A 14,096-nucleotide genomic window follows, 5' to 3' on the forward strand; every position below is an offset into this window, starting at 1 on the left:
TAATAGAAAGCCTGCAACCGCCTGCAGTACAGGAGAAACCATGTTTAAGCTTCACAATACGCTGCAGCACTACGCCTGGGGCAGTAAAAACGCATTAACCGCGCTGTATGGCATTGAAAATCCTTCACAGCAGCCAATGGCCGAACTGTGGATGGGCGCGCATCCCAAAAGCAGCTCAACCCTGGTTATTGAAGGCGAGCGGCGTTCGCTGCGTGAGGTGATTGCGGCCGATAAAGTTGGCCTGCTGGGAGCTGAAGTGGCGGCGCGCTTCGGCGAACTGCCTTTTTTATTTAAGGTGCTGTGCGCCGCGCAGCCTTTATCCATCCAGGTACATCCCGACAAAAAATCAGCCGAAGCGGGCTTTGCCCGTGAAAATGCGGCGGGCATACCGCTCAGCGCGCCGGAACGAAACTATAAGGATGCCAACCACAAGCCAGAGCTGGTTTATGCGCTGACGCCGTTCCAGGCGCTCAACGGCTTTCGCGAAAGGCGGGAGATCGTTTCTCTGCTGCAGCTGGTTGCCGGGGCGCATCCCGCGATCGCTCATTTCCTGCAGCAGCCGGACGAAGCGGGTCTGGCTGCGCTATTCGCTACGCTGCTCTCCTTAGAGGGCGAGGAAAAAACGCGCGCTATGGCCGTGCTGCACGCCGCGCGCGCGCAGTACAGCGGCGAGCCGTGGCAGACCATTCAGCGTATTGCCCGCTTCTGGCCCGACGACAGCGGGCTGTTTTCGCCGCTGCTGCTGAATGTCGTGGAGCTGCAGCCGGGAGAAGCGATGTTTCTGTTTGCCGAAACGCCGCACGCCTATCTGCACGGCGTGGCGCTGGAGGTGATGGCCAATTCCGATAACGTACTGCGTGCCGGACTAACGCCGAAACATATCGATGTGGCAGAACTTATGGCAAATATGAAATTTACCTCGCGTTCCGCCGACAGCCTGCTGACCGCTGCGCAGCAGCATGGCGATACGCTCTGTTTTCCAGTGCCGGTCGATGATTTCGCCTTCTCCATTCACCTGCTGCGCGCTGCGCCGGCGCCGCTAAGCCAGCGTAGCGCCGCCATTCTGTTCTGTATTGAGGGCCAGGCCTTGTTAACCAGCGGTACGCAACGGCTGACGTTAAAAGCAGGCGAATCCTGTTTCGTAACCGCCAGCGAATCGCCGATAACGATGCAGGGAGAAGGTCGTATCGCCCGCGTCTGTAATCAGCCGGGCTGACGGCTTAAGCAGGGAATGCTATGATTATTCAAGAAATTAATATCAGGCATTGATGCCGCTAAAAGGACGAGTCGATGAAAAAGACAAAAATCGCGGTTGGCGTAGTGGTCGCTCTGGGCGTAATCTGGACAGGCGCCGCATGGCTGACCGGCAAGCAGTTCGAAAGCCATATGGATGAGCTGGTGCAAAAAGCCAACGTGCAGCTGGCAAAGGAGATGCCTGAAAGCCGTCTGAAGGTCAGCTACCAGGACTATCAGCGCGGTTGGTTTACCAGCCATACTCAGCTGGTGATTCAGGCCAGCTCACAGACGGAAGATAACGCGCTGCTGAAGCCCGGACAGAGCGTGATAATTAACGAAACTATCGATCATGGCCCCTTCCCGCTGGCCCAGCTGAAAAAATTAAACCTGATCCCCAGTATGGCATCGGTCCACAGCGAGCTGGAAAATACCCCGGTGTTGAAAAAGCTGTTTGAGCTGAGCAAAGGTAAATCGGTGATTGAGGCGGATACGCGTATCGGCTACAGCGGCGCGACGGCTTCAGCGATTCGTCTGCTGCCGCTGGATTATCAGAACGCCGAGAGCGGCGAACGCTACGCCTGGAACGGCGGCACTCTGAATATTGACGTGGACGCTAAAGGCGACCGTATCGATATGGACAGCGATATCGACAGCGTGGCGCTGACGGTAACCAACCAGGGCGAGCAGCCGGTGCTGTTCACCCTCAATAATATTAACCTTAAGGGCAATTCTCACCTCAGCCCGCAGGGCGTGCGTCTCGGCGATCAGCTGATGACGGTGCAGAAGCTCTCCGCCAGCATCAACGGTCAGGAAGCGCTGGTAATGGAAGGCTCCGAGCTGAAAACCACCTTTGATGCCAGCGGCGATAACATCGCCGGTCAGGTGGATTACCGCCTCGACAGCCTGAAAATGCAAAACCGTGACTTCGGCTCCGGCCATATGACGATTAAGCTGTCGCAGCTGAATGACGAGGCGCTGAAAACATTCTCGGAAAACTACAGCAACCAGGTACAGGCATTGCTTAATCAGCCCGGTATTAATGAAGATCCACAACGCTATCAGCAGGGAATTGACAGCATCCTCAGCAATAATCTGCCGCTGCTGCTGAAAGGCAATCCGGTGGTAACGATAGCGCCGCTGAGCTGGAAGAACGACAAAGGCGAAAGCACCTTTAACCTGGCGATCCACTTTAAAGATCCTGCGACGGCCGGCGCGGCGGCTCAGACGCCCGCCGACGAGCTGAGCCGGATGCTGAAAACGCTGGACGGCAAGATGGTGATCAATATGCCGATGGCGACGGAAATGATGAAGCAGGTTGCCATCGCAGAAGGCTATCAGGAAGCGGACGCCGAAAAACTGGCCGATCGGCAGATCAAAGGCCTGGCGGCGATGGGCCAGATGTTCCGCCTGACGCAGCAGCAGGATGATAATATCGTCACCAGCCTGCAGTATAACGGCGCGCAGGTCACCATGAACGGCGAGAAGATGCCGCTTGATGGTTTCCTTGCACGCTTTATGCTGGGTGCGCCGGCTGGCGATCTGCCGGAATAATAGTGACAGGCGGCGCGCTGCCGCTTACAGATTCAGGGCGGCCAGGCCGCCCTTTTTTATTATCTCACCCCACCTGCCCGCCGTACGGCGTCGTGACCCTTTGTGACACAGCCTGTCGAGATAATTTCTGAGCTGCGCCTCTGGTACTGTATCCCTGTAGAGTTATCGCTGTTCAGTCACTGAACAGCTATCCGGCCAGCGCGTGGCCGGAAAATCGCTTAGCCCGCCACGCGCTGGCGGATGCGCTGCTTATCAGCTTCGCTGAGAAAAGCGATAGCCAGGCCGTTTTCCTGCGCCTGACGCATATGTGCCGCCGTCAGCCCCGCCTGCGGTGCCGCTACCTGATATTCATGGGCAAGTTCGATCCCCTGCACCGCCGGATCGTCAGTATTCAGGGTGGCGAGAATCCCACGATCGAGAAATTTCACCAGCGGGTGGTGGGAAAGCTGCGCTACGGTGCTGGTCTGGATATTGGAGGTCAGACAGGATTCGATACCGATACGCTGTTCAGCAAGGAAATCCATCAGCGCCGGATCTTCAACCGCTTTAACGCCGTGCCCGATACGTTCGGCGCCCAGCTCGCGAATCGCCTGCCAGATACTTTCCGGGCCTGCCGCCTCGCCCGCATGTACCGTTACGCGAAAGCCGGCATCGCGCGCGCGGTTAAAGTGGCTAAGGAATTCGCTGCCGGGAAAGCCCAGCTCATCGCCTGCCAGATCGACCGCGGTGATGCCGTCGCGGTGCGCCAGCAATCCCTCCAGCTCGTTAAGGCAGGCCTCTTCGCCGAAGGTGCGGCTCATAATGCCGATCAGGCGCACATCGATATTATGTTGCTGACAGCCGGCGCGCACGCCATCAATCACCGCCTCCACCACGCCGGCGATCGGCAGCTGATGATTCATCGCCATGTAGCCCGGCGAAAAGCGCAGCTCGGCATAGTGGATGCCGGCGCGCGCCGCATCCTCCACGTTCTCCTGCGCCACGCGACGGCACGCCTCCAGCGAACCCAGCACCTTAACGCCCCAGTCAAGCTTTTGCAGAAAACTCACCAGATCCGGTTGATTTTCTACCACCTGCACATGCGGGCGCAGCGCATCCAGATCGCTGGCGGGCAACGCGATATTAAATTCACGCCCCAGCTCAAGGATGGTCGAGGCGCGGATGTTGCCGTCAAGGTGGCGATGAATATCGGTAAGCGGAAGGCGGGGGTCGATCATAAAGCACTCTCTTGCAATGTTAAGTAAAGTGCAGAGTAGTATAAAAACAAGTTGCGCAACTATACCAGATAATTGCGCAAGATGTTAAACCGAACGCTGGTTAATTGTCCGCTTAACGGCGGGGAGCGGTTAAAAAAGTCATCAGCCTACGCCTCGCTGGCGCGACGCGGCAGCTGCCAGGTCTCCTGCGCCACCAGCGCGTCATGCGCATCCTGGCTGCGGCGGCGAAAATCGCTGGGGCTGACGCCGACACGCTTGCGAAACACGCGGGAAAAATAGAGCTGATCGTCATAGCCCACCTCGCGCCCGACAGAAGCGATCGGTTCCTGAGTGGTTTGCAGCAGCAGCTTGGCGCGGATAACGCGCTGATCCTCGCGCCAGCGCAGCAGATTCACCCCCATCTGCTCACGAAACAGATGCGCCAGCCGCGACGGCGACAGGCAAACGTGCTTCGCCACCGCATCAATCTTCAGCTCGCCGGCAAGATTATTCGTTACGTACTGGCAGGCTTCAATAATGCGCGCATCACGGATTTGCTGATGCGAGCGCGGATCTTCTTCCACCGCCCGCAGCAGCAGCCGCTCCAGCAGGTTCATCGCCAGCTCTTCGGCAAAGCGCCGCCCGGAATTGTGCGTCTGTTCAATACTGGCGAACAGGCGATCGAACTCGCCGCGCAGCGATTCCGGCAGCCGCAGACGCCCAACGCCCTGGGTTTCATCCTGCCAGCGCAGCCAGTCATGCCAGTAGGCGCGTGGCCGAAAGTAGATCCAGCGGTGATACCAGCTGTCGCTTTCCGGCGCGCGGCCATAAAAGTGTGGCGTTTTCGGCTGGAACAGCAGCATATCGCCCGGCTCGCAGTCAAACGCCGCATCGCCGTCAAACACCCTTCCCCGCCCCTTAATCGTCAGGTTAATGATGTAGCCTTTCATGCCGTGCGGGCGATCGATGGAAAAATCAAGCGCGCCGCCGGCGCTGATCGGCGTCAGCCCGGCTACCAACCAGGCGTTAAAGGGATAACCCGGCAGCAGAGGGTTAGGCTGTGACTCAATCGGTTGACGATGGTACATAATAAACCTCCGAAGCGTCAGGCAACGCGGGCGACGCCTGCCGCCCGCAACGATCAGGCCGCTTTATGACTCTGTTTATAACGGTCAAAAATCACCGCCGCCAGCAAAATCAGGCCGCGCACCACATATTGAGAAAAAGGCGAGATGTTAAGCAGGTTCATCGCATTTTCAACCGTGCCAAGGATCAGCACCCCGGCAACCACGTAAGAAATTTTGCCGATGCCGCCCTTCAGCGAAACGCCGCCCAGCACGCAGGCGGAGATAACGATCAGCTCATAGCCCAGCGAGGTCATCGGCTGGCCGCTGGTCATGCGCGAGGCGAGAATAATGCCTGCCGCAGCGGAAACCAGGCCGGAAAGAATAAAGATAATGATACGGGTGCGCACCACCGGTACGCCGGCCAGCCGCGCCGCCTCCTCATTACCGCCGATCGCCAGCGTATTGCGCCCGAAGGTGGTTTTATTCAGCAGGAAGCCGAAGATAATCATGGTGCCGATAGTCAGCCAGATGGGCGCCGGCAGGCCAAACCAGGTCGCGTAACCCAGTTCAAAGAAGCGCTCATCTTCAATGCCTACTGCTTTGCCATCCGAGAAGATATAGGCGAGGCCGCGCACGATCTGCATGGTCGCCAGGGTGGTAATCAGCGCGTTGATCTTCAGTTTAGCGATCACGAAGCCGTTCACCAGGCCGCAGAGCACGCCCAGCAGCAGTCCGGCGCCGATGCCCAGCCACAGGCTTTCGCTCAGGTTGATCACCACCGCAGTGGTAACGCCCGCGCAGGCGATAACCGAGGCGACGGAGAGATCGAAATCCCCGGAGGCGAGACAGAACAGCATGCCGCACGCCACCATGCCGGACATCGACATTGCCAGCCCCAGCCCTTTCATATTGATGAAACTGCCAAAATTAGGGATAAACAGCACGCAGGCGAGAAACAGCACCGCGAACACCACCAGCATACCGAAGTTATCCCAGATACGGCCCAGCCGCAGGCCGGAACGCTGCACCGGCGGCGTATTTGAAGTCGTGGATGAAGACATAGCGTTACTCCTGCATCAGGCCACGGCGGCCGTCTGCTGCGTGTTTTTCGGCATGGCAAGGCTCAGCGTCAGCTGCTCCGTTGCCTCATCATGTAGCAGTTCCCCGGCGATCTCGCCTTCGCGCATCACCAGAATACGATCGGCCAGCCCCATCACCTCCGGCAGATCGCTGGAGGCGAACAGCACGGCGATACCCTGCTGCGCCAGCGCGTAGATCAGGCTGTAGATTTCATGTTTGGCGCCGACGTCGATACCACGCGTCGGCTCATCAAGCAGGATGACCTTCATCTCTTCCGACAGCCAGCGTCCCAGAATCGCCTTCTGCTGGTTGCCGCCGGAGAGGTTCATAATCAGCTGATCGGCGCCGGGCGTTTTGATATTCAGCGAACGGATATGTTTATCGGCGTTGTGCGTCTCCCAGCGGGGATCGATCAGGCAGCCGGCCGTCAGGTTATTACGTCGGGCGGAAATATTGATATTGTCGCGCACCGAGTGCACCGGAATAATACCGTCCGCCTTGCGATCTTCCGGGCAGAGCAAAATGCCGGCGCGAATCGCGTGCGCGGGCTGATTGATAGTCAGCGCTTCGCCATCCAGCAGCACGCGCCCGGCCTTCAGACGCGTGGCGCCGAACAGCCCTTTCATCAGTTCGCTGCGCCCGGCGCCGACCAGACCAAACAGCCCGACAATTTCCCCGGCGCGCACGCTGAGCGAAACCGGCATTCTTACGCCCTGCGCATGCACACCCTCCAGCTGCAAACGCACCGGACCATGCTGGCGCGGCGAATAGCCATAGACATCGCCGAGATCGCGCCCGACCATCGCCTGCACCAGCATGTCATGGCTGGTGTTCGGCACGTCGTCGAAGGTGCGCACGTAGCGGCCATCTTTAAACACGGTAATCGCATCGCTCAGCGCAAAGATCTCCTCCATACGGTGCGATACGTAAAGCACCACGCGGCCTTCGGCGCGCAGCTGACGGATCACGCGGAACAGCTGTTCGATTTCCCGCGCCGACAGCGAGCTGGTCGGCTCGTCAAAGGCGATAATTTTGGCGTTGCGCGCCAGCGCCTTGGCAATTTCCACCATCTGCCACTGGCCGAGCGAGAGATATTTCAGCGGCGTATCGGGATCGATATCCATTCCCAGGTTCTTCAGCTGTAGCCCCGCCTCGTAGCGCAGCAGCCGGTGATTCACCAGCCCGCCGCGCTGCGGCAGCTGGCCCAGGTAGATATTTTCCGCCACGCTCATTTCCGGCACCAGATGCAGTTCCTGGTAGATGATGGCGACGCCCGCATCCAGCGCGTCGGTGGTGCGGCTGAAATTCACCGTTTCCCCCTGAATCCGGATAGTGCCGCCGCTCGGCTGGTAGCTGCCGCTGAGGATCTTCAGCAGCGTCGATTTACCGGCGCCGTTTTCGCCCATTAGCGCATGGACTTCGCCCGCGCGGCAGTGAAAGCTGATATCCTGCAGCGCCTTCACGCCGGGAAAAGTTTTACTGATGCCATGAAACGACAGAAAGGCAGAATCAGTGTTCATGGTGTCTCCGCTCTGTTAAATAAACGCCTGCGATCCGGCGCGTAGAGAAGCGGACGGCGCGTGCCGCCCGCGCCTGTTACATCAATCCTTTCTTCGCCAGCTCGGCCTTAAAATTGTCGCGCGTAATCAGCACCACGTCGGTCACTTCGGTAAATTTTGCCGGCTCCTCGCCTTTGGTTGTCCAGTTGTAGAGCATCTGAATACTTTTGTAACCGTGTACGTCCGGGCTGGGCAGCAGCGAACCATAGAAGCCGGTCGGTTGCCCTTTAGAGAGTTCGCTGATGGCGTCAACGCCGTTAATGCCGATGCCGATCACGTTCGGCGCCTTAAAGCCCTGACCTTCGGTAGCGCGCACGCCGCCCAGCACGGTGTTATCGTTCATGCCGACGATCAGCCACTGTTTCACTTCCGGATGCTGTACCAGCAGCGAGTTGGCGGCATCAAAGGCGCCGGGAATATCGTTGGATTTCGTGGGAACCTGATAGATCTGCTTTGCCGGGAAACCAGCGGCCTTCAGCGCCTCAACAGAACCGCTGGTGCGGCGGCGCGCGGTATCCAGCTCGTTAGCGGTGATCGCCATCACCGCTGAGGTTTTCACATCCCAGCCGCGCTTCTGCATCTCTTTATACAGCTCCTGACCCTGCCGCTCGCCGATTTTGGTCGCCGCCATCATCACCAGCGGCACGCTCTCCATCGGCTTGCCTTTAGCGGTAACAAACTGATCGTCTACCGCAATCACTTTCAAATCGTAGCTGCGCGCTTTCGCCATAATGGCCGAGCCAAGTTTGGGATCGGGCGTACAAATCACAAAGCCCTTCGCGCCGCTGGCCGCCAGGCTATCGATGGCGTTCAGCGTTTTTTCACCGTCCGGCACCGCAATCTTGATCACCTCAAAGCCTAAATCTTTGCCGGCCTTATCGGCGAACTTCCATTCGGTCTGGAACCAGGGCTCTTCCGGCTGTTTAACCAGGAAACCCAGCTTCATGGTATCGGCGATAGCGGAATGTGACATAGCGGCGGCCAGGCCGACGGCAGCTAAGGCTTTAGTGAATTTGTGCATGATGCTCTCCGGTGCAGTAGTTTTTTTCGTGGTGTGTAACGAAACGGTGTAAGCGATACCAGTCAGTTAAAAAGCGCGTCAAAAACCATAAATCAGTAAATTAGCATGATGATTGTTCGTTAGCTGAACAGACGCTGGGCTAGTTTTAGCGGGAAACGCCGCTGGAAATGTAGAGCGGTATCACATCACAAAACTACAGCAATAAAGTCCATATATTTAGCAACTTTAACCGGAAATTAACTTTTGATCCGCCTCACAAATCTTCCGGCAACGACAGAAAAATACATATTTGCAGCCAGCCAGGGCTAACTGAAAAACGGCGCGCTTTTTAGTCTCAGGAGCTGCGATAGTTCATTAACAGGAGAGTCCGAATGCGTGCTGGTGCCATAACGATTGGTCTGGACTTTGGCAGCGATTCGGTTCGCGCCCTGGCGGTAGATTGCCAAAGCGGCGCAGAACTGCAAAAAGAGGTGGCGCCCTATACACGCTGGCTGGCTGGCCGCTACTCGGCGCCGCAGGCGAGCCAGTTTCGACATCATCCCCAGGATTATATCGACGCGCTGGAGATTGCCGTGCGCGGCGTAGTCTCGCGTCTGAGCGCGGCGCAGCGCGCGGCGGTAGTGGGCATCGGCGTTGATTCCACCGGCTCCACGCCCGCCCCCATCGACCGTAACGGCCAGGTGCTGGCGCTGCGTCCGGAGTTTGCCGATAACCCGAATGCAATGTTTATTTTGTGGAAGGATCACACCGCTATTGAGGAGGCGGAAGAGATTAACCGCCTCTGCCGCAGTGGACGGTTTGAGGACTATTCGCGCTATATCGGCGGCGTTTACTCCTCCGAGTGGTTCTGGGCCAAAATTCTGCATATCTCCCGCACTGATGCGGCGGTACGCGCCGCCGCCGTTTCCTGGATCGAACTGTGCGACTGGGTGCCTGCCCTGCTGAGCGGCACCACCGCGCCCGCCGCCATTCGTCGCGGCCGCTGCGCCGCCGGACATAAATCGCTGTGGCATCCGCAGTGGGGCGGCCTGCCGCCGGCGGATTTCCTTAACGCTCTCGATCCGTTGCTCACCGAACGGCTTGATGTGCCGCTGTTCACCGAGACCTTTACCGCTGATCGCCCGGTCGGCACCCTGACGCCGGAATGGGCGGAGCGCCTGGGACTTTCCACTGCGGTAACCCTTTCCGGCGGCGCCTTTGACTGCCATATGGGCGCGGTAGGCGCCGGGGCGCAGCCCTGGACGCTGGTTAAGGTAATCGGCACCTCCACCTGTGACATTCTGATCGCCGAGGCGGAACGCGTCGGTGAACGCGCTATTGCAGGCATTTGCGGTCAGGTGGACGGCAGCGTCACGCCCGGCGTTATCGGGCTTGAGGCGGGCCAGTCCGCCTTTGGCGATATGTACGCCTGGTTCAGCCGCCTGCTGAGCTGGCCGCTGCAGCAGCTGGCGCAGCAGCAGCCGGCGCTGAAGCCGCAGCTCGATACCTTTACTCAGGATCTACTGCGTCAGCTGACCGACGCCTGGGTCGCCAATCCGCAGCTCGATCGTCTGCCGCTGGTGCTTGACTGGTTCAACGGGCGCCGCACCCCCTTCGCCAACCAGCGCCTGAAAGGCGTGATTACCGATCTGGATCTCGGCACCGACGCGCCGGCGCTGTTCGGCGGTTTTATTGCCGCTACCGCCTTCGGCGCGCGCGCCATTATGGAGTGTTTCGAACAGCAGCAGATTCCGGTGGAGAACATTCTGACGCTGGGCGGCATCGCGCGTAAATCGCCGGCGATTATGCAGGTCTGCTGCGACGTAATGAATCGTCCGCTGGATATTGTCGCCTCTGATGAGTGCTGCGCCTTGGGCGCCGCGATTTTTGCCGCCGTGGCTGCGGGCGTTTATTCCGATGTCCCCACCGCGCAGCAGAGAATGGCCAGCCCGGTTGAGCGCTCGCTCCAGCCCGACGCCGCGCGCGTGGCGCGCTATCAGCAGCTTTATCAACGTTATCAACAGTGGTGTGCGACCGCCGAACCTCATTACGCCGCACGTCCTTCTTCCGCTATTTAAGGAGTTTTTATGCAACAGTTTGATTCGCTGAGCGTATGGTTTGTGATTGGCACCCAGCACCTGTACGGCCCGGAAACGCTGCGTCAGGTGGCCGCCCATGCGCAGCAGGTGGTGGATGGACTGAACCGCGACGCCAAACTGCCGGTGAAGCTGCAGCTGAAGCCGCTGGTAACAAGCCCGGACGAGGCGCTGGCGCTCTGCCGCGACGCCAGCCATGACGCCAGCTGTATCGGCGTTATTACCTGGCTGCACACCTTCTCCCCGGCAAAGATGTGGATCGGCGGCCTCTCGGTGCTGAATAAGCCGCTGCTGCAGTTCCATACCCAGTTCAACGCGGAAATTCCGTGGGACAGTATGGATATGGATTTTATGAACCTGAACCAGACGGCGCACGGTGGACGCGAGTTCGGTTTTATCGGCGCGCGTATGGGACTGGCGCACAGCGTGATTACCGGACACTGGCAGGATCGCGGCTGCCACCAGCGCCTTGAGAAATGGATGCGCGCGGCGGCCGCACGCCACGCCAGCCGGCAGCTGAAGGTGGCGCGCTTCGGCGATAATATGCGTGAGGTAGCGGTAACCGAGGGCGACAAAGTAGCGGCGCAGATTCAGTTTGGCTATGCGGTGAACGGCTGGGGCGTCGGCGATCTGGTTGAGGTGATTAATCAGGTCAGCGACGGCGAGGTTAACGCGCTGGTGGATGAGTATGAAAGCCAGTACCGTTTCAGCGCGGTAGCGACGGTAAACGGCGAGAAACGCCAGAACGTGCTGGACGCCGCCCGTATCGAGCTGGGCCTCAAACGTTTTCTTGATAATGAAGGCTGCCGCGCCTTTACCACCAATTTCCAGACGCTGCACGGCATGACGCAGCTGCCGGGGCTGGCGGTGCAGCGGCTGATGGCGCAGGGCTACGGCTTTGCCGGCGAAGGCGACTGGAAAACCGCCGCGCTGCTGCATATTTGCAAAATTATGGCGGGCGATCGCCCCGGCGGCACCTCATTTATGGAGGATTACACCTATCACTTCTCACCGGGTAACGAGCTGGTGCTGGGTTCGCATATGCTGGAAGTTTGCCCTTCTGTCGCCAAAGAGGAAAAACCGCTGCTGGACGTACAGTTTCTCGGCATCGGCGGCAAAGCCGATCCGGCGCGCCTGATTTTTTCCACTCCGGCAGGACCCGCGGTAAACGCCAGCGTGATCGATATCGGCGATCGCTTCCGCCTGCTGGTAAACGTGGTGGACGCCATTGAGCAGCCGCGGCCGTTGCCAAAGCTGCCGGTAGCGCGCGCTTTGTGGAAAGCGCAGCCGACGCTGGCGACCGCCTCTGAAGCCTGGATTCTGGGCGGCGGCGCACACCATACCGTTTTCAGCCAGGCGCTGGACGTAGACGATATGCGTCTGTATGGCGAGATGCACGGCATTGAAGTAATGGTAATCGATAACGACACCACGCTGCCCGCCTTTAAGGATGCGCTGCGCTGGAACGAGGTCTATTACCGCATTAATCGTTAACTGAAATGGTACGCTCAAATAAAAATGAGGGCGCATAGCCGCGCCCTTTTTCCATTTTTTGCCGGAACCAGTCAAATGAAGAAGCAGCGAACTGCCTGTTAAGCCGCCAGGTTTAAAAAAAGCCGACAATTGGTTTTTACCAGTCGCGGCACAAGGCTGAGCATCCGGCGGGCGCCCAGCCTGTTTATCTTCACAGATTAATGAATTGGTTCCCAGCCATCAGATAAACTAACAAAGGTATTATAGTCAAAACCTTCCGAGCCCTTGCCCCAGCTTTTTTCTGCCATAGCCCGCAGCGCTAATTTCACCTTATCATAAATGTCGTTTTCATCGATGCTGTCGGCATTGTCGCACCAGATGCAGTACATGGCGCCCCTTATCTGCTGCAGGCTGTCCACCTTCTGCTGGGCCTCGAAATCAGCGCTATTACCGGCAAATACCATCGGCGTCCATTGGTTATATATCGCTTCCGGTTTTGGATCGCTTATCTGCGTTTTGTCATATTGATTAGACCTTTCGTTCGGTTTTGAAGTATTTATCTGCGGCGTATAATAAAGATAATTTTGATTAGCATTGATCAGATTATAGCCTGCAGAAATTAACTGCGTCACCGGTGCATAAAGACCACCAAAAAATGGAATAGAAAATGGAATAATGGAAGAAGACCAGTAACAAATCACCGTGCTGGTATCCGGCTGGATAGTTCCGCCTTCCCTGAATATTTCATCATTCCATATTCTTGCTTCCATACCGCTGGCAACAACCTGCGCGGCACGCTGATTAAGATAAGTTATGGCTTCATCATGAGTAGCCTGCTTCAGCAGGGTGGCAAAATACTCATCCCCGCCGACATGAAAAGCCGGGCAGCCGTTAAAACTGCCGATCCATTCATCAATAATATCGCTGATAACCTGAACGCCAACCGGATTAGTGACTTTTAAATTAACATCATAAGCCGGAAGTTCATAAGAAATACCCTGATATGTTTCCGGATCGGCTTTTTTTAACGTTTTGATAATATTATCCATATGGCCAGGGCTGTCAAAATCGGGAATGACGGCAACACACCGGTCGCTGGCATAATCAATCAACTCTGCGATATCACTTTTGGTTAATACCGTTGAGCTTTCAAAGCTAACGCCATATTTTTCTTCATCAATCGAGGTTTCCATTCTGAAACCCTGATTATCTGAAAGATGTAACTGCAGGGCATTCATTTTTATCGCGGCAAGCTGGTCTACCATTTTTTTTATCCACGGCAGCGAGAGATATTTTCTTGCCACATCCAGCAACAGCCCCCGCTCTTCGATCTGCGAGTAATCATGAATTTCACCATAGTTCAGCACCGGACCACGTTGGGCAAACTGCAATAATGTTCTGGTAGCATAAAAAACGCCCTCAATCGTGGGCGCCTCAACGGCAATACCCTGCCCGTTGACGACAATCGTATACTCATCGTAAAGCGCCTCGCTGACTTCTCCCGCCACCGAAAACTGGATATATCGATCCGTTTCTGCGGGCAGCGTCTCAACCAGGCTTAACTGCACGCCGGTAGCGACAAAAAACTCAGCAATAAACAGCTTTAGCTTATTAACGAGGTCGGGGAATTGCTGCACCGAGGCAGAATAAATACCCAGCAGCTGCTTAAATTCAATGTTACTATTCTGATCTTGCACATAAGACTTCACTGACGGGATAATCATGTTGCTCATATCTTCGTTTTTCATTTTTAGCTCCTGAATTTTATTTTTAATAATCCTGTACAGATTACGTAAATTAGCATACCGCTCTGTCTGTAATTTGTCAGAATAATTACT

At 57.0% G+C, this 14,096-nt stretch carries 10 protein-coding genes; 4 read left to right on the top strand and 6 right to left on the bottom strand.

The window, feature by feature from the left end:
* Window positions 1–40 precede the first annotated feature (40 nt).
* Window positions 41–1,216 (top strand): mannose-6-phosphate isomerase, encoded by a 1,176-nt coding sequence (manA, locus tag FKM52_RS00305; RefSeq protein ID WP_141174212.1) that lies wholly within the window; start codon window positions 41–43, stop codon window positions 1,214–1,216.
* A gap of 74 nt (window positions 1,217–1,290) precedes the next feature.
* Window positions 1,291–2,787, top strand: a complete 1,497-nt coding sequence (locus FKM52_RS00310) for a YdgA family protein (RefSeq protein WP_141174213.1) — start codon at window positions 1,291–1,293, stop codon at window positions 2,785–2,787.
* Between the two features lie 218 nt (window positions 2,788–3,005).
* Here FKM52_RS00310 and add read toward each other — a convergent pair whose 3' ends face one another.
* From add to FKM52_RS00335, 5 genes are all read right to left on the bottom strand, one after another.
* Complete coding sequence (add, locus tag FKM52_RS00315) at window positions 3,006–4,004, bottom strand: adenosine deaminase (RefSeq protein WP_141174214.1); 999 nt, start codon at window positions 4,002–4,004, stop codon at window positions 3,006–3,008.
* Window positions 4,005–4,150: 146 nt separating this feature from the next.
* A complete protein-coding gene (gene araC / locus FKM52_RS00320) occupies window positions 4,151–5,071 on the bottom strand; it encodes an arabinose operon transcriptional regulator AraC (RefSeq protein WP_141174215.1) in 921 nt (306 codons plus the stop codon).
* Between the two features lie 53 nt (window positions 5,072–5,124).
* Window positions 5,125–6,111 (bottom strand): L-arabinose ABC transporter permease AraH, encoded by a 987-nt coding sequence (gene araH, locus FKM52_RS00325; RefSeq protein ID WP_141174216.1) that lies wholly within the window; start codon window positions 6,109–6,111, stop codon window positions 5,125–5,127.
* Between the two features lie 15 nt (window positions 6,112–6,126).
* Window positions 6,127–7,650 carry an L-arabinose ABC transporter ATP-binding protein AraG gene (gene araG, locus FKM52_RS00330; protein ID WP_141174217.1) on the bottom strand — a complete coding sequence of 508 codons (1,524 nt, stop codon included), beginning with the start codon at window positions 7,648–7,650 and terminating at the stop codon, window positions 6,127–6,129.
* Between the two features lie 76 nt (window positions 7,651–7,726).
* Window positions 7,727–8,710, bottom strand: a complete 984-nt coding sequence (locus tag FKM52_RS00335) for an arabinose ABC transporter substrate-binding protein (RefSeq protein WP_141174218.1) — start codon at window positions 8,708–8,710, stop codon at window positions 7,727–7,729.
* Window positions 8,711–9,081: 371 nt separating this feature from the next.
* On the opposite strand from FKM52_RS00335, the gene FKM52_RS00340 reads away from it, so the two are divergent.
* Window positions 9,082–10,767: a ribulokinase gene (locus tag FKM52_RS00340; protein WP_141174219.1), complete on the top strand. Its 1,686-nt coding sequence runs from the start codon at window positions 9,082–9,084 to the stop codon at window positions 10,765–10,767.
* Between the two features lie 9 nt (window positions 10,768–10,776).
* Window positions 10,777–12,279 (top strand): L-arabinose isomerase, encoded by a 1,503-nt coding sequence (gene araA / locus FKM52_RS00345; protein ID WP_141174220.1) that lies wholly within the window; start codon window positions 10,777–10,779, stop codon window positions 12,277–12,279.
* A 197-nt stretch (window positions 12,280–12,476) separates the two neighbouring features.
* On the opposite strand, the gene FKM52_RS00350 is transcribed toward araA, so the two are convergent.
* On the bottom strand, window positions 12,477–14,006 hold the full coding sequence (locus FKM52_RS00350; RefSeq protein ID WP_141174221.1) for a beta-N-acetylhexosaminidase: 1,530 nt from the start codon (window positions 14,004–14,006) through the stop codon (window positions 12,477–12,479).
* Between the last annotated feature and the right edge of the window lie 90 nt (window positions 14,007–14,096).

The organism is Mixta tenebrionis (assembly GCF_006517625.1).
GTDB classification, from domain to species: Bacteria; Pseudomonadota; Gammaproteobacteria; order Enterobacterales; family Enterobacteriaceae; genus Mixta; species Mixta tenebrionis.

Coding starts and splice junctions, on each gene's coding strand:
- add (WP_141174214.1), bottom strand. CDS start 4,004: ATGATCGACCCCCGCCTTCCGCTTACCGATATTCATCGCCACCTTGAC.
- FKM52_RS00350 (WP_141174221.1), bottom strand. CDS start 14,006: ATGAAAAACGAAGATATGAGCAACATGATTATCCCGTCAGTGAAGTCT.
- araG (WP_141174217.1), bottom strand. CDS start 7,650: ATGAACACTGATTCTGCCTTTCTGTCGTTTCATGGCATCAGTAAAACT.
- FKM52_RS00340 (WP_141174219.1), top strand. CDS start 9,082: ATGCGTGCTGGTGCCATAACGATTGGTCTGGACTTTGGCAGCGATTCG.
- FKM52_RS00310 (WP_141174213.1), top strand. CDS start 1,291: ATGAAAAAGACAAAAATCGCGGTTGGCGTAGTGGTCGCTCTGGGCGTA.
- araC (WP_141174215.1), bottom strand. CDS start 5,071: ATGTACCATCGTCAACCGATTGAGTCACAGCCTAACCCTCTGCTGCCG.
- araH (WP_141174216.1), bottom strand. CDS start 6,111: ATGTCTTCATCCACGACTTCAAATACGCCGCCGGTGCAGCGTTCCGGC.
- FKM52_RS00335 (WP_141174218.1), bottom strand. CDS start 8,710: ATGCACAAATTCACTAAAGCCTTAGCTGCCGTCGGCCTGGCCGCCGCT.
- manA (WP_141174212.1), top strand. CDS start 41: ATGTTTAAGCTTCACAATACGCTGCAGCACTACGCCTGGGGCAGTAAA.
- araA (WP_141174220.1), top strand. CDS start 10,777: ATGCAACAGTTTGATTCGCTGAGCGTATGGTTTGTGATTGGCACCCAG.